Origin of the sequence: Streptomyces dengpaensis, assembly GCF_002946835.1 — a bacterium.
In the GTDB taxonomy this organism is placed as follows: Bacteria; Actinomycetota; Actinomycetes; order Streptomycetales; family Streptomycetaceae; genus Streptomyces; species Streptomyces dengpaensis.
In genome coordinates, this window is record NZ_CP026652.1 from 2,762,515 (window position 1) to 2,776,627 (window position 14,113).

The window sequence follows — 14,113 nt, forward strand, 5'->3', positions numbered from 1 at the left end:
CGGGTGCCGGCGCGGGAGCGGTGACCTGTTCAGCGCCCCCGCGCCGGTATCACTCCGCTCAGCGGTCCTCGCCCTGGGCGGCGTCCTCGCCCTGGGCAGCGTCCTTGTCCGCCTGCCCGATGGCCGACTCGGCGCCGGCGACCTTCTCCTGCATCTCCGCGTAGCCGGAGGGGGACATCGAGGAGGGCGTGGCCGCCGGTCCGTCGTCCTTGGCGCAGCCCGCGGTCAGGGCCACGGCCGCCAGGACGAGGACCGCTGCGGCCGCTGTCCTACGCGCGCGCATCAACTCTCCTCCGCACCGTTGCCGTTGTCCTCGCACCACGTCTTGACGTCCGCCAGGTCCTCCTTGCGCTCCTGCAGCGTGGGAACGAGCGACTTGCGGAAGTCCAGGCGGCCCTGGAGGTACGTGGCGATCTCGTCGTGGCCCACCTTCTTCGCGTTGTCCACGCGCCGCTCCAGCCGGGCGACCGAGCCGCGGGTGCCGACGCCGGCGTCGAGCCGCTTCAGGGCCCGGTCGATCCGCCGGTCGATCTTCGGCACCTTCTTGCACAGCACCTCGGCCGCGTCTCCGGCCGGTGTCGGGGCCGGGGCGGCGTCGGCCCCGGCCACTCCCGCCGTGCCCGCCAGCAGCGCGGCCGCGGCCAGCCCGACGAGCAGGGTGTGCGGCCGTCGTCGTACGAACATCTGCGTCTCCGTTTCCCGGACGGCCCCGTGGTCCGTTCGTGGGGTCCGTCCATGTGGTCCGTCCGTCACGACGCAGGCTAGGGACGGTCCTTGGGGAAACTCTGTGACCGGTTTGCCCCGGCTGTGCCGATCAGCCAGTCCCGGCGCAGGGGCAGTGTGCCGCCGCCCGACGGCAGCCGCACCTCGAAGCTGGCGCCGGTGCCGTCCGGCCTCTCGGTCACGGTGACGCTCCCCCGGTGCAGCGCGGCCTGCTGGGCCACCAGCGTCAGGCCGAGCCCGGAGCCCGTGCTGTCCGGGCCCCGCTGGAACCGCTCGAAGATCCTCAGCCGGGCCTCGGGCGGCACGCCCGGTCCTCGGTCGTCCACCGTGATCACGACCTGATCGCCCGAGCATGAGCCAGCGTCCACACCCGCGCCCCGCACCTCGACCGTCACGTCCGCCCGGCCCTGCGCGTCCCGGCCGTGGGCGAGCGCGTTGCCGATCAGGTTGTCGCACAGCAGCCGCAGGCCGGGTTCCCAGCCGTGGACGGCGAGAGCGGGCGGCGCGGCCAGGGTGATCCGGGCGTCCGGGACGCGGCGGCGGGCCTCGGCCACCGCCGCGTCGGCGATCTCCGTGAGGTTCACGGTCCCGAGCGCCTCCGCCTCCACCAGGTCCCCGCGCCCCAGCTCCCTCAGCATCACCAGCAGGCCGAGCAGCCGGGCATGCTCGTGGCGCAGGTCGGCCAGGACCTCCGTGCGGTCCGGGCCGGGCAGGTCGGGGTGGTCGGCGAGGATGTCGAGGTTGGTGCCCATGCTCATCAGCGGGGTGCGCAGTTCGTGCGAGGCCGCCGCCGAGAAGGAACGGGCCGTGTCCAGTGCCTCGGCGGTGCGGGCGGCCTGTTCGTCGTACCGGGCGAGCACGGTGCGCACGGTGGCCGCGAGCTCGTCGACCTCGGTCACGCCGGTCGGCTCGTGGTGCGGACGCGCGGTGCTGATGCGCGGGTCGAGTCCGGCGGTACGGCGGGTGAGGCGGCGCAGCGGACGGGCGGCGCCGGTGGCGACGCCCCAGGCGAGCAGTCCGGACAGGGGTGCGGCGAGCAGCGCGGTCAGGACGACGCGGCGCCGGACGAGCCGGATCTGGGTGCGGTCGGCGGTGTCGGGCGCGAAGACCCACAGGGTGCCCGAGACACGCGTGCCCTTGACGGGCCGGGACAGGGCCCGCCAGCTGCGGCCGCCGTCGCGGACGGTGACAGGTCCGGCGGCGTCCGCGGGCAGCGCCACCGAGTCGCCGGGCTGGGGACCACCGCTGAAGGTGGCGTCCGGTCCTACGACACGTACGCCGACGTCGAGGGCCGCGCTGTAGAGCTGCCGCTCCCTGGTGTCGGCCGCCTTGGGCCGTCCTGCGGCCGAGGCCCGCAGCAGGGCGCGGGCTTCCGGTACGGCGGCCGCGGCCCGCTCGCGCAGGTGGGCGTCCTCGGCGCGGTACAGGTCGCGGGCGACCAGGGTGAGCAGTAGCCAGCCGGAGGCCAGCACGAGGAGCGGTACGGTGCAGCCCACCGCGAGGCCGATGCGGGTGGACAGTCTCACGGCCGCTCCCGCAGCTCTCGCAGCTCCCGCTGTTCTCGCGGCTCTCGCAGCTCCCTCTGCTCCCGCGGCTCTCGCTGTTCCCTGAGGACGAAGCCCACGCCGCGCACGGTGTGCACGAGCCGCCGTTCGCCGTTCGCCTCCAGCTTGCGCCGCAGATAGCTGACGAAGGTGTCGACGGCATCGGTGCGCACGTCGACGTCGTAGCCCCACACCCGCTCCAGGAGCTGGTCGCGGGTGAGCACGAGCCCGGTGTTGCGGGCGAGTACCTCCAGGAGCTCGAACTCACGCCGGGTCAACTCCAGTAGCCGGCCGTCCCGTTCGGCGGTACGGGCGGCCGGGTCTATGACCAGGCCCGCCACCCTCAGCACCTCGTGGCCGGCCGGCGGGCGGCGGCGCAGCAGGGCGCGCAGCCGCAGCACCAGCTCCTGCAACGCGAACGGTTTGACCAGGTAGTCGTCGCCGCCCGCTTGGAGTCCGGCTATTCGGTCGGCGGTCTCGTCGAGCGCGGAGAGCATGAGCACCGGCAGGTCCCGGCCCTCGTCACGGAGCCGGGCGCACACCTCGATGCCGGTCATCCCGGGCATCGACACATCCAGGACGAGCACGTCCGGCGCCGCGTCCCGGATCGCCGTCAGCGCCTCGGGCCCACTGCCCGCGGTGCGCACCGCGAACCCGCTCAGCCTGAGCCCGCGCTCCAGGGAGCGGCGGATGGCCGCGTCGTCGTCCACGACCAGCACCGCCCCGCGGGGACCCGCCTCACTCATGCATCCCTCCTCATCGCCTGGCGAGCGTACGGCCCGCCGCAGGGGGAGCAACCACGATGGAACGCTCAGCCATGCCCCCATCAGGGGCGGAGCGTACCGCGCGCCTCCGCCGGGGCCTTCTTCGGCCAGAGCGTGTAGGTGAGGGCCACCACGCCGTGGATCCCGGCCGCGCGCAGTGCCGTCCACTGGAAGCCCCGCAGGGACTCCGTGTGGCCGTCGCCGACGTACCAGATCGGGGCCTGCAGGAGGGCGCGGGCGACGGCGGCGGCCAGCAGGGTGCGCAGCCACAGTTCCGCCTCGTGCCCGGCCCGGGCCATCCCGTAGCGGGGCGGCTTCGGCGGGGCCGGGGCGCCCGCGAGGCGGTGGGCGGCGTGGCCGTCGAGCCGGCGGATCGTGTAAGGGCCGTACGCCACCGTGAGGCCGATGCAGAGCGCGGCGAGGCCGTGCTCCCAGCCCGGGTCCGCGCCGTTCTTGAGGTCGATCGCCGTGGCCACGAAGAGGATCACTTCCAGGAGTGGCTCGCACAGCAGCAGGACCACGCTCGCCGTCTCCTCGGGAAGCTGGAGCTGCGCAGCCGCGTCCAAGCGGCAGTAATGGCACAGGAGTTGGGGATTTAGCCCAACGGCCGGCGTGGTCGTGGGCGCGCGCCCGCGGTCCGCCGCGAGTGCACTGGTCCAGACCCATTGACCTATGGTCCAGACCTTTCTATTCTCGCCGCACTGCGCTTAGCCATGCCCACGACACCCCCCGAGGAGAGGCAGCATGCGCTTCAGACGCTTCAATCGCTTCAGACGCAGAGCCGCCGCAGGGTTCGTCACCCTGCTGCTCCCGCTCGCCGGCCTGGTCGGCCTCGCGAGCCCCGCCCAGGCGGCGACCGCCACCGCCACCTACATCAAGACCCAGGACTGGGGCACCGGTTTCGAAGGCAAGTGGACCGTCACCAACACCGGGACCACCAGCATCAGTTCATGGACCGTCGAGTGGGACTTCCCCTCCGGTACGTCGGTGACGTCGGCGTGGGACGCCGACGTGACGTCCTCCGGCACCCACTGGACCGCCAAGAACAAGTCCTACAACGGCACCCTCGCCGCGGGCGCCTCCGTCTCCTTCGGCTTCAACGGCACCGGCTCCGGCTCGCCGTCCAACTGCAAGCTGAACGGCGCCAGTTGTGACGGCGGCAGCGTCCCCGGCGACGCCGCGCCCTCCGCACCCGGCACCCCGACCGCCTCCGACATCACCAACACCTCGGTGAGGCTGTCCTGGAGCGCGGCCACCGACGACAAGGGCATCAAGAACTACGACGTCCTGCGCGACGGCGCCAAGGTCGCGACGGTGACGACGACCTCGTACTCGGACACCGGTCTGACCGCCGGCACCGACTACTCGTACACCGTCCAGGCACGCGACACCGCCGACCAGACCGGACCGGTCAGCGGCGCGGTCGCCGTGCGCACCAGCGGGGGCACGACCCCGCCGCCCACCGGCGACGCGGTCAAGCTCGGCTACTTCACCGAGTGGGGCGTCTACGGCCGCAACTACCACGTCAAGAACCTGGTGACGTCCGGCTCGGCATCGAAGATCACGCACATCAACTACGCCTTCGGCAACGTCACGAACGGCAGGTGCGCGATAGGCGACGCCTACGCCGACTACGACAAGGCGTACACCGCCGACCAGTCCGTCAGCGGCGTCGCCGACACCTGGGACCAGCCGCTGCGCGGCAACTTCAACCAGCTGCGCCAGCTGAAGGCCAAGTACCCGCACATCAAGGTCCTGTGGTCCTTCGGCGGCTGGACCTGGTCCGGCGGCTTCGGCCAGGCGGCACAGAACCCGGCGGCCTTCGCGCAGTCCTGCTACGACCTGGTCGAGGACCCGCGCTGGGCCGACGTGTTCGACGGCATCGACATGGACTGGGAGTACCCGAACGCCTGCGGTCTGTCCTGCGACACCAGCGGCCCGTCGGCCTTCAAGAACATGATGTCGGCGCTGCGCACCAAGTTCGGCTCGAACTACCTGGTCACGGCCGCCACCACCGCCGACGGCTCCTCCGGCGGCAAGATCGACGCCGCGGACTACGCGGGCGCGGCCCAGTACGTCGACTGGTACAACGTGATGACGTACGACTTCTTCGGCGCGTTCGACGCGGACGGCCCGACCGCCCCGCACTCCCCGCTCACCTCGTACAGCGGCATCCCGCAGGCCGGCTTCACGACGGCCGACGCGATCGCCAAGTACAAGGCGAAGGGCGTACCCGCGAGCAAGCTGCTGGTCGGCATCGGCTTCTACGGCCGCGGCTGGACCGGCGTCACCCAGTCCGCGCCCGGCGGCACGGCCACGGGCCCGGCCCCCGGCACGTACGAGCAGGGCATCGAGGACTACAAGGTCCTCAAGACGTCCTGCCCGGCCAACGGAACGATCGCCGGTACGGCGTACGCGCACTGCGGCAGCAACTGGTGGTCCTACGACACTCCGGCCACCATCGGTACGAAGATGGCGTGGGCAAAGACCCAGGGTCTGGGCGGCGCCTTCTTCTGGGAGTTCAGCGGTGACACCGGCAATGGCGAGCTGGTGAGCGCCATCAACAGCGGACTGAACTAGTCACAACCCAGCTCACAACCCAGCGAGTGAATGTGGTCCCTCCCTTTCAGGCCACATTCACTCGCTGTCCGGGCGGGGCCGCCTCCAGCCACGCGAGGAATCCGGTCAGTGCGTCCTCGCTCATCGCCAGCTCCAGACGCGTGCCCCTGTACAGACAGGCGAGGACGATCGCGTCGGAGAGCAGGGCCAGCTCCTCCTCGCCCTCGGGGGCGCGGCGGCCCGCCACCTCGATCGCCGAGCGCTCCAGGACGCGGCGCGGGCGGGGGGCGTAGGAGAAGACGCGGTACCACTCGACGCGGTCCCCGTTGTAGCGGGCGACTCCGTAGCTCCAGCCCTTGCCACTGGGGTCACCCTTCTCGGGGACGTCCCAGCGCAGGCTGCAGTCGAAGGTGCCACCCGAGCGCTGGATCAGCCGGCGGCGGAGGCCGAAGACGAACAGCCCCAGCACCACGAGGGCCACTACCAATCCGCACACAGTCAGAGCGAGGACCATCGACACCGACCTCCTCGTCTCCTAGGTAACGGAAAAGAAAAAACTTCCGGATTCGCCTCAGCCGCGGCCAGGGCCGGAGTCATCCGGTCCCAACCGCGGCTGAGGCCAAGCATCACACGGTGCTCCCCCAGTGCCCCGAAAGGCCTGGGAGATACCCCCAGTCAGCGCGCCGACACCGCTCGCAGGCGGACGTCCGCGCGGCGCTCGGCGGTCTCGTCGCCCTCCGCCTTCGCGCGCTCGAGCTCCCGCTCCGCGCGCTGGACGTCGATCTCGTCCGACAGCTCGGCGATCTCGGCCAGCAGCGACAGCTTGTTGTCCGCGAACGAGATGAAACCGCCGTGCACCGCAGCGACGACCGTTTCACCATCACTCGTACGGATGGTCACCGGGCCCGACTCCAGCACACCGAGCAGCGGCTGGTGACCGGGCATGACGCCGATGTCGCCGGACGTGGTACGCGCGACGACCAGGGTGGCCTCGCCGGACCAGACACTGCGGTCCGCGGCGACGAGCTCGACGTGCAGCTCAGCAGCCAAGGTGGGCTCCTCGGGTCACCACCCGGCATGGCCGCCGGGTGTTGGGTCTAAGTCTAGTAGGGCGCAGAGCACTCAAGTGCCGGACCCCGCCCCAGCGCTCGGCTGGGGGTCCGGGGGTTATCCCCCGGGAAATGCTGCGTAGGCGTATGAAGGGGGGCGGGACGCACCCGCCCCCCTTCATGAACGCGAGGTTCAGGAGACGCCGAGCTTCTTGGCGTTGGCCTTGAGGTCCTCAATGCCACCGCACATGAAGAACGCCTGCTCCGGGAAGTGGTCGTACTCGCCGTCGCAGATCGCGTTGAACGCGGCGATCGTCTCGGACAGCGGCACGTCCGAACCGTCCACGCCGGTGAACTGCTTGGCGACGTGGGTGTTCTGGGACAGGAAGCGCTCCACGCGACGGGCACGGTGGACGACGAGCTTGTCCTCTTCGCCGAGCTCGTCGATACCGAGGATCGCGATGATGTCCTGGAGGTCCTTGTACTTCTGCAGGATGTTCTTGACGCGCATGGCGCAGTCGTAGTGCTCCTGCGAGATGTACCGCGGGTCCAGGATGCGGGACGTGGAGTCCAGCGGGTCCACGGCCGGGTAGATGCCCTTCTCCGAGATCGGACGGGACAGAACCGTCGTCGCGTCGAGGTGGGCGAACGTGGTGGCCGGGGCCGGGTCGGTCAGGTCGTCCGCGGGGACGTAGATCGCCTGCATCGAGGTGATCGAGTGACCACGGGTCGAGGTGATGCGCTCCTGGAGGAGACCCATCTCGTCGGCCAGGTTCGGCTGGTAGCCCACCGCGGAGGGCATACGGCCGAGCAGGGTCGACACCTCGGAACCGGCCTGGGTGAAGCGGAAGATGTTGTCGATGAAGAACAGCACGTCCTGCTTCTGCACATCGCGGAAGTACTCCGCCATGGTCAGACCGGCCAGGGCCACGCGCAGACGGGTGCCCGGGGGCTCGTCCATCTGACCGAAGACAAGGGCGGTCTTGTCGATGACGCCCGAGTCCGACATCTCCTCGATGAGGTCGTTGCCCTCACGGGTGCGCTCACCGACACCGGCGAACACGGAGACACCGTCGTGGTTGTTGGCGACGCGGTAGATCATCTCCTGGATGAGCACCGTCTTGCCGACGCCGGCACCACCGAACAGACCGATCTTTCCACCCTTGACGTACGGGGTGAGAAGGTCGATGACCTTGACGCCGGTCTCGAACATCTCGGTCTTCGACTCGAGCTCGTCGAAGTTCGGGGCCTTGCGGTGGATGGACCAGCGCTCACCCTCGTGCTGCTCGTCGACGTTCAGCACCTCACCGAGGGTGTTGAACACCTTGCCCTTGGTGAAGTCACCGACCGGGACGGTGATGCCGTCGCCGGTGTCGGTGACCGGGGCCTGGCGGACCAGACCGTCGGTGGGCTGCATGGAGATCGTGCGGACCAGGCCGTCACCCAGGTGCTGGGCGACTTCCAGGGTCAGCATCTTCTTCTCGCCGGCCTTGGCCGGGTCGGCCACCTGGACGTGAAGGGCGTTGTACATTTCCGGCATCGCGTCGACGGGGAACTCCACGTCGACGACCGGGCCGATGACCCGGGCGACGCGGCCCGTGGCAACGGCCGTCTCAGAAGTCGTCGTCATTACTTGTCACTCCCCGCGGTCGCGTCGGCAAGGGCTGCGGAGCCACCGACGATCTCGCTGATTTCCTGGGTGATTTCGGCCTGGCGGGCCGCGTTGGCAAGACGGGAGAGCGAGGTGATCAGGTCTCCCGCGTTGTCGGTCGCCGACTTCATCGCGCGGCGCGTGGCGGCGTGCTTGGAGGCAGCCGACTGGAGCAGCGCGTTGTAGATACGGCTCTCGACGTACCGCGGCAGCAGGGCGTCAAGGACGTCCTCCGCCGACGGCTCGAACTCGTACAGCGGCAGGATCTCGCCCCTCGGCGCCTCCTCCGCGGCCTTCTCGATGCTGAGCGGCAGCATGCGGCTCTCGACCGCCGTCTGCGTCATCATCGAGACGAACTCGGTGTAGACGATGTGGAGTTCGTCCACGCCGCCGTTCGCCGTGTCCTTCTCGATGGCCTCGATCAGCGGAGCCGCGACCTTCTTGGCATCCGCGTAAGTGGGCTCGTCGGTGAAGCCCGTCCACTGATCCGTGATCGGCTGCTCACGGAAGTTGTAGTGGGCGATACCGCGGCGGCCGACGATGTACGTGTCGACCTGCTTGCCCTCCGCCTCCAGGCGGGCGGTCAGCTGCTCCGCCTCCTTGATGGCGTTGGCGTTGAAGGCGCCGGCCAGTCCGCGGTCGCTCGTGAGGAGCAGCACCGCGGCACGGGTCGCCGTCTTCGCCTCCGTGGTCAGCGGATGCTGGGTGTTCGAACCGGTACCGACCGCCCTGACCGCGCGGGTGAGCTCGGTCGCGTACGGCGCGGAGGCCGCCACCTTGCGCTGCGCCTTGACGACGCGCGAGGCGGCGATCATCTCCATCGCCTTGGTGATCTTCTTGGTCGCGGTGACGGATCGGATGCGACGCTTGTAGACCCGGAGCTGGGCTCCCATGAGTCAGGTCCCTTCCTTACGTCACTTGGCAGCGGACGGAGTGTCCTCGCCGAGAAGCTTCCCGTCCGAGGTCTCGAACTGCTTCTTGAAGTCCGCGATGGCGTCGGCGACAGCGGTCAGCGTGTCGTCGGACATCTTCCCGCCCTCCTTGATGGAGGTCATGAGGCCCTGCTCCTTGCGGTGCAGGTACTCCAGGAGCTCCTTCTCGAAGCGGCGGATGTCCGCGACCGGCACGTCGTCCATCTTGCCGGTGGTACCGGCCCACACGGAGACGACCTGGTCCTCGGTCGGCATCGGCTGGTACTGCGGCTGCTTGAGCAGCTCGACCATGCGCTGACCGCGCTCCAGCTGGGCCTTCGACGCGGCGTCCAGGTCGGAACCGAAGGCGGCGAACGCCTCCAGCTCACGGAACTGGGCGAGGTCCACGCGGAGACGGCCGGAGACCTGCTTCATCGCCTTGTGCTGGGCGGAGCCACCGACACGGGAGACCGAGATACCGACGTTCAGGGCCGGACGCTGGCCGGCGTTGAACAGGTCGGACTCCAGGAAGCACTGGCCGTCGGTGATGGAGATGACGTTGGTCGGGATGAACGCCGACACGTCGTTCGCCTTGGTCTCGACGATCGGCAGACCCGTCATCGAACCGGCGCCCATGTCGTCGGAGAGCTTCGCGCAGCGCTCCAGCAGACGGGAGTGCAGGTAGAAGACGTCACCCGGGTAAGCCTCGCGGCCCGGCGGGCGGCGCAGCAGCAGGGACACGGCGCGGTAGGCGTCGGCCTGCTTCGAGAGGTCGTCGAAGATGATGAGGACGCTCTTGCCCTCGTACATCCACTGCTGGCCGATGGCCGAACCAGTGTAGGGCGCCAGGTACTTGAAGCCGGCCGGGTCGGACGCCGGGGCGGCGACGATGGTCGTGTACTCCAGCGCGCCGTTCTCCTCCAGCGCGCGGCGGACCGACGCGATGGTGGAGCCCTTCTGGCCGATGGCGACGTAGATGCAGCGGACCTGCTTCTTCGGGTCGCCGGTGCGCCAGTTGTCACGCTGGTTGATGATCGTGTCAACGGCCAGGGCGGTCTTGCCGGTCTGGCGGTCACCGATGATCAGCTGACGCTGGCCGCGGCCGACCGGGGTCATCGCGTCGACGGCCTTGTAGCCCGTCTCCATCGGCTCGTGCACGGACTTGCGCTGCATGACCGTGGGGGCCTGCAGCTCGAGGGCGCGACGACCGGTGGTCTCGATCTCGCCAAGGCCGTCGATCGGGTTGCCGAGCGGGTCGACAACGCGGCCGAGGTAGCCCTCGCCGACGGCGACGGACAGAACCTCACCGGTGCGCTGCACCGGCTGGCCCTCCTCGATACCGCTGAACTCACCGAGGACGATGGCGCCGATCTCGCGCTCTTCCAGGTTGAGCGCGAGGCCGAGGGTGCCGTCCTCGAACTTCAGCAGTTCGTTGGCCATGGCCGAGGGCAGGCCCTCGACCTTCGCGATGCCGTCGCCGGCAAGGGTGACCGTACCGACCTCCTCGCGCGAGGCCGCGTCCGGCTTGTACGACTGGACAAAGTTCTCCAGCGCGTCCCGGATCTCCTCCGGCCGGATCGTGAGCTCCGCCATCTGGGTTCCCTGCTCTCCTTGTTGGGCCCGAAGTTTCACTTTGGGGGGATGGGGACTCCCCCCTAAGAGAGGTGAATCCTCTGCACGGCCCAACGAGGGCCGTAAGTACTACTACGTATGAAGTTGACTGCTAGCCGGCCATGCGGCGGCCGGCGTCGTCAAGACGGTCCGCGATCGAACCGTTGATGACCTCGTCACCGACCTGCACCCGGATCCCGCCGATGACCTCGGGGTCGACGTCGAGGTTGAGGTGCATCTGACGGCCGTAGAGCTTCGCCAGAGCGGCGCCGAGGCGCTGCTTCTGTCCGTCGCTCAGCGGGACCGCCGAGGTGACCACGGCGACCACACGGTCGCGACGCTCGGCGGCGAGCTTGGACAGGGACTCGAGTCCCGCTTCCAGGCTACGTCCGCGCGGCGCGGTCACAAGGCGCGTCACCAAACGCTCGGTCGTCGCCTTGGCCCTGCCGCCGAGCAGGCTGCGCAGCAGCTCGCTCTTGGCCGCCTTGCCGGCGGTGCGGTCGGTCAGCGCGGCACGCAGCTCGGTGTTCGACGAGACGATCCGGCCGAACCGGAACAGCTCGTCCTCGACGTCGTCCAGCGTGTTCGCCTGCTGGGCGGCCGTGAGGTCGGCGATGTCCGCCAGCTCCTCCAGCGCGTCCACCAGGTCGCGCGACTGCGACCAGCGGGAACGCACCAGGCCGGACACCAGGTCCGCGGTGGTACCGCTGACCTGGCCGCCGAGCAGGCGCTGGGCCAGTTCGGCCTTGGCCTCGCCGGGCTGCGCCGGGTCGGTGAGGACCCGACGCAGCGACACCTCGCGGTCGAGCAGCGCGGTGACGGCGGCCAGCTCGTCGGCGAGCTGCGTCGCGTCGACGGACGTCGAGTCCGTCAGCGCGTCGAGACGCTCACGTGCGGCTGCCAGGGCCTCGCGGCTCGCTCCGTTCATCGCGTGGCCTCGGCCTTCTCGTCGAGCTCATCGAGGAAACGGTCGATCACGCGGCTCTGCCGGGCGTGGTCCTCGAGGGACTCGCCGACGAGCCGGCCGGCCAGGTCGGTGGCCAGGTGGCCGACGTCCTGGCGCAGCATCTGAGCCGCGGCCCTGCGGTCGGCCTCGATCTGCGCGTGACCGGCGGCGATGATCTCCTCACGCTGCCGCTGGCCTTCCGCGCGCATCTCGGTGATGAGCGTGGCGCCCTGCTCCTGCGCCTCCTGGCGCAGTCGCGCGGCCTCGTGACGGGCCTCGGCGAGCTGAGCCTTGTACTGCTCAAGAACGCTGTGGGCCTCGGTCTGAGCGGCCTCGGCCTTCTCGATACCGCCCTCGATGGCCTCGCGGCGCTGCTCCAGAACCTTGTTGATGTTCGGGAGGAGCTTCTTGGCGAGGAAGCCGAAGACGATGACGAAGGCGAGCAGGCCGATGACGAGCTCGGGAATCGGCGGGATGAGAGGGTTTTCCATCTCCTCTGCCGCGATATTGAGCAGCTGGCTCATATCAGTGCCTTTCGTCTAGTGGGCTGTTGCTGATCGGTCGATCAGACGCCGTAGACGAACGGCATGACCAGACCGATCAGGGCGAGCGCCTCACAGAAGGCGAAGCCGAGGATCTGGTTGGCGCGGATCAGACCGGCAGCCTCGGGCTGACGGGCCAGGGCCTGGGTGCCGTTACCGAAGATGATGCCGACGCCGACGCCGGGACCGATGGCAGCAAGGCCGTAGCCGATGGAGCCGAGCGAACCGGAAACAGCGGCAAGGGTCTGGGACATGCCAGTTCTTCCTTTTCTGTACGGACCGGTGGGGGTTGGCCACCGGACGTCTGCGGGGTTGGTAGGGCGGAGGCTCAGTGGTGCTCGGCGAGTGCGCCCTGGATGAAGGTGCAGGTCAGGAGCACGAACACGTACGCCTGCAGCGCCTGGATGAAGAGCTCGAACGCCGTCATGACGATGACCATGATGAAAGAGACACCGGCGTAGGCGATGCCGATGCCGTTCAGCAGGTACCAGCTGGCGATCGTGAAGAGCAGCAGCAGGGTGTGGCCCGCGAACATGTTCGCGAAGAGTCGGACGGCATGCGTGAACGGACGGACCAGCAGGTTCGAGAAGAACTCGATGACCATGGCCAGCGGCAGCACCGGACCGAGGTCCTTGTTGTAGCCCGTGAAGTTCTTGAACGCGCCCACGAAGCCGTGGCGCTTGAAGGTCAGCGAGACCCACAGCACGTAGACGATCAGGGCCAGGACCGCCGGGTACGCGATGATCGACGTCACCGGGAACTGGGCGACCGGAATGATCGACCAGAGGTTCATCATCCAGATGAAGAAGAACAGCGAGACCACCAGGGGGACGTACTTCTCGCCCTCCTTCTTGCCGATGGTCTCGTAGACGACTCCGCGCCGGATGAAGTTGTAGCCCGCCTCGGCGACCATCTGCAGCTTGCCCGGGACGACCTTCGGCTTGCGGAAGGCGGCCCAGAAGAAGCCGACGACGATGATCGAGCCGAGCAGCGCCAGCAGCATCGTCTTGTTGAAGTAGACGTTGCTGTCCGCATTGCCCCAGAGGGGCTCGAACAGGAACGAGTGCAGGCCGGGAGCCGGGAAGCCACAGCCGTCGAAGATGTGGCAGTCGGTCTCGAAGGCGAGCACCTGCGTCGGGTCAGCACTCACCGCGGGCTCCTTCAGCGTGGCGCATAGGTACGGCAACCTCGTTGTGTCGGCGCGGCGCACGGCCGCGGTTCGGCACTGGACTGGTGTTACGGATGTGGGGGCGGCTGTGGGGCATCAAGCCTCGCGATTGAGCAGGCGTCAGCTCAGATGCCCGCGCCCGCGATGCCGCAGTTGGCACCGGACGATAGCAGGGTCTCCTGTGCGCCCTTATCCCGGCCCTACCTCTCACGACGAGCGCCCCGTCTTTTCGGGCTGTTCGCCCGTCGACGAGTCCGGTTCGACGTAGAGGATCTTGGCCTTCATGTGGGCACGCGCCTGAGCGCCGATCCACGCGAGGGTGGCGGCGACGAGCGTGATGGCGAAGGCCTTGGGGTTGAACAGCGACGTGTTCTTGAACGCGGCGACAAAGATGAACAACAGAAGAATCTGCGCCGTGTAGAGCATGAGGCCCATCGCCTGGAACAGGTGCGGAAGCGATTTGGCGGTGCGCTGCAGAACGTAGAGCCCGAGACCCATGAAGAGGATCACGACCAGCGTCGCGACGACCGCCCCGATCGCTCCCTTGCCGCCGGCGACCACGCCGCTGACGGCGGCGGCAATCGCGCCGACGGCAGCTGTGGGCACAGCGGCCTGAAGGAGAATCCGGGCGTCATTGGACGGCAT

General features: G+C 69.1%; 16 protein-coding genes. 1 reads left to right on the forward strand and 15 read right to left on the reverse strand.

The features are described 5' to 3' along the window. Positions 1-58 precede the first annotated feature (58 nt). The 5 genes from C4B68_RS12390 to C4B68_RS12410 form a co-directional block, all read right to left on the reverse strand. Positions 59-283 (reverse strand): hypothetical protein, encoded by a 225-nt coding sequence (locus tag C4B68_RS12390; RefSeq protein WP_099499950.1) that lies wholly within the window; start codon positions 281-283, stop codon positions 59-61. After that, positions 283-684 carry a hypothetical protein gene (locus tag C4B68_RS12395; RefSeq protein WP_099499949.1) on the reverse strand — a complete coding sequence of 134 codons (402 nt, stop codon included), beginning with the start codon at positions 682-684 and terminating at the stop codon, positions 283-285. Before C4B68_RS12395 ends, C4B68_RS12390 begins: the two co-directional genes overlap by 1 nt. A 77-nt stretch (positions 685-761) precedes the next feature. Then, entirely contained in the window at positions 762-2,249 is a 1,488-nt protein-coding gene (locus C4B68_RS12400; RefSeq protein ID WP_099499948.1) for a sensor histidine kinase, read from the reverse strand. Further along, the gene (locus C4B68_RS12405; RefSeq protein ID WP_099499947.1) at positions 2,246-3,013 is read right to left on the reverse strand and encodes a response regulator transcription factor; all 768 of its coding nucleotides are present in this window, start codon (positions 3,011-3,013) and stop codon (positions 2,246-2,248) included. Before C4B68_RS12405 ends, C4B68_RS12400 begins: the two co-directional genes overlap by 4 nt. Positions 3,014-3,093: 80 nt before the next feature. Then, positions 3,094-3,597 (reverse strand): hypothetical protein, encoded by a 504-nt coding sequence (locus C4B68_RS12410; RefSeq protein ID WP_240634316.1) that lies wholly within the window; start codon positions 3,595-3,597, stop codon positions 3,094-3,096. Positions 3,598-3,775: 178 nt separating this feature from the next. Between C4B68_RS12410 and C4B68_RS12420 the strand changes: the two genes are divergently transcribed. After that, complete coding sequence (locus tag C4B68_RS12420) at positions 3,776-5,611, forward strand: glycoside hydrolase family 18 chitinase (RefSeq protein ID WP_099499946.1); 1,836 nt, start codon at positions 3,776-3,778, stop codon at positions 5,609-5,611. 46 nt (positions 5,612-5,657) lie between these two features. Here the strand turns inward: C4B68_RS12420 and C4B68_RS12425 are convergent, their stop codons facing one another. From C4B68_RS12425 to C4B68_RS12470, 10 genes are all read right to left on the reverse strand, one after another. After that, positions 5,658-6,104 (reverse strand): DUF2550 domain-containing protein, encoded by a 447-nt coding sequence (locus C4B68_RS12425; protein WP_099499945.1) that lies wholly within the window; start codon positions 6,102-6,104, stop codon positions 5,658-5,660. Between the two features lie 161 nt (positions 6,105-6,265). Further along, positions 6,266-6,640, reverse strand: a complete 375-nt coding sequence (locus C4B68_RS12430; protein WP_099499944.1) for a F0F1 ATP synthase subunit epsilon — start codon at positions 6,638-6,640, stop codon at positions 6,266-6,268. Between the two features lie 192 nt (positions 6,641-6,832). Beyond that, positions 6,833-8,269, reverse strand: coding sequence for a F0F1 ATP synthase subunit beta (gene atpD, locus C4B68_RS12435; RefSeq protein WP_099499943.1), 1,437 nt, complete (start codon positions 8,267-8,269; stop codon positions 6,833-6,835). Then, positions 8,269-9,183, reverse strand: coding sequence for a F0F1 ATP synthase subunit gamma (locus tag C4B68_RS12440; RefSeq protein ID WP_099499942.1), 915 nt, complete (start codon positions 9,181-9,183; stop codon positions 8,269-8,271). Before C4B68_RS12440 ends, atpD begins: the two co-directional genes overlap by 1 nt. Before the next feature lie 21 nt (positions 9,184-9,204). Next, positions 9,205-10,794: a F0F1 ATP synthase subunit alpha gene (gene atpA / locus C4B68_RS12445; protein WP_099499941.1), complete on the reverse strand. Its 1,590-nt coding sequence runs from the start codon at positions 10,792-10,794 to the stop codon at positions 9,205-9,207. A gap of 130 nt (positions 10,795-10,924) precedes the next feature. Beyond that, the gene (locus C4B68_RS12450; RefSeq protein WP_099499940.1) at positions 10,925-11,740 is read right to left on the reverse strand and encodes a F0F1 ATP synthase subunit delta; all 816 of its coding nucleotides are present in this window, start codon (positions 11,738-11,740) and stop codon (positions 10,925-10,927) included. Further along, positions 11,737-12,282, reverse strand: a complete 546-nt coding sequence (locus tag C4B68_RS12455; RefSeq protein ID WP_099499939.1) for a F0F1 ATP synthase subunit B — start codon at positions 12,280-12,282, stop codon at positions 11,737-11,739. The genes C4B68_RS12450 and C4B68_RS12455 overlap by 4 nt, the downstream gene beginning before the upstream one ends. Before the next feature lie 41 nt (positions 12,283-12,323). After that, positions 12,324-12,554, reverse strand: a complete 231-nt coding sequence (gene atpE, locus C4B68_RS12460; protein ID WP_031039373.1) for an ATP synthase F0 subunit C — start codon at positions 12,552-12,554, stop codon at positions 12,324-12,326. Positions 12,555-12,628: 74 nt separating this feature from the next. Continuing rightward, a complete protein-coding gene (gene atpB / locus C4B68_RS12465) occupies positions 12,629-13,465 on the reverse strand; it encodes a F0F1 ATP synthase subunit A (protein WP_167459303.1) in 837 nt (278 codons plus the stop codon). 210 nt (positions 13,466-13,675) lie between these two features. Then, the gene (locus C4B68_RS12470) at positions 13,676-14,113 is read right to left on the reverse strand and encodes a Cg1360 family ATP-synthase-associated protein (protein WP_099499937.1); all 438 of its coding nucleotides are present in this window, start codon (positions 14,111-14,113) and stop codon (positions 13,676-13,678) included.

What these genes read in the sequence shown, in the direction of transcription:
- atpD (WP_099499943.1), bottom strand. Translation starts at nt 8,269, where the DNA reads ATGACGACGACTTCTGAGACGGCCGTTGCCACGGGCCGCGTCGCCCGG.
- C4B68_RS12455 (WP_099499939.1), bottom strand. Translation starts at nt 12,282, where the DNA reads ATGAGCCAGCTGCTCAATATCGCGGCAGAGGAGATGGAAAACCCTCTC.
- C4B68_RS12470 (WP_099499937.1), bottom strand. Translation starts at nt 14,113, where the DNA reads ATGCCGTCCAATGACGCCCGGATTCTCCTTCAGGCCGCTGTGCCCACA.
- atpE (WP_031039373.1), bottom strand. Translation starts at nt 12,554, where the DNA reads ATGTCCCAGACCCTTGCCGCTGTTTCCGGTTCGCTCGGCTCCATCGGC.
- C4B68_RS12450 (WP_099499940.1), bottom strand. Translation starts at nt 11,740, where the DNA reads ATGAACGGAGCGAGCCGCGAGGCCCTGGCAGCCGCACGTGAGCGTCTC.
- C4B68_RS12395 (WP_099499949.1), bottom strand. Translation starts at nt 684, where the DNA reads ATGTTCGTACGACGACGGCCGCACACCCTGCTCGTCGGGCTGGCCGCG.
- C4B68_RS12405 (WP_099499947.1), bottom strand. Translation starts at nt 3,013, where the DNA reads ATGAGTGAGGCGGGTCCCCGCGGGGCGGTGCTGGTCGTGGACGACGAC.
- C4B68_RS12425 (WP_099499945.1), bottom strand. Translation starts at nt 6,104, where the DNA reads ATGGTCCTCGCTCTGACTGTGTGCGGATTGGTAGTGGCCCTCGTGGTG.
- C4B68_RS12420 (WP_099499946.1), top strand. Translation starts at nt 3,776, where the DNA reads ATGCGCTTCAGACGCTTCAATCGCTTCAGACGCAGAGCCGCCGCAGGG.
- atpA (WP_099499941.1), bottom strand. Translation starts at nt 10,794, where the DNA reads ATGGCGGAGCTCACGATCCGGCCGGAGGAGATCCGGGACGCGCTGGAG.
- C4B68_RS12440 (WP_099499942.1), bottom strand. Translation starts at nt 9,183, where the DNA reads ATGGGAGCCCAGCTCCGGGTCTACAAGCGTCGCATCCGATCCGTCACC.
- C4B68_RS12390 (WP_099499950.1), bottom strand. Translation starts at nt 283, where the DNA reads ATGCGCGCGCGTAGGACAGCGGCCGCAGCGGTCCTCGTCCTGGCGGCC.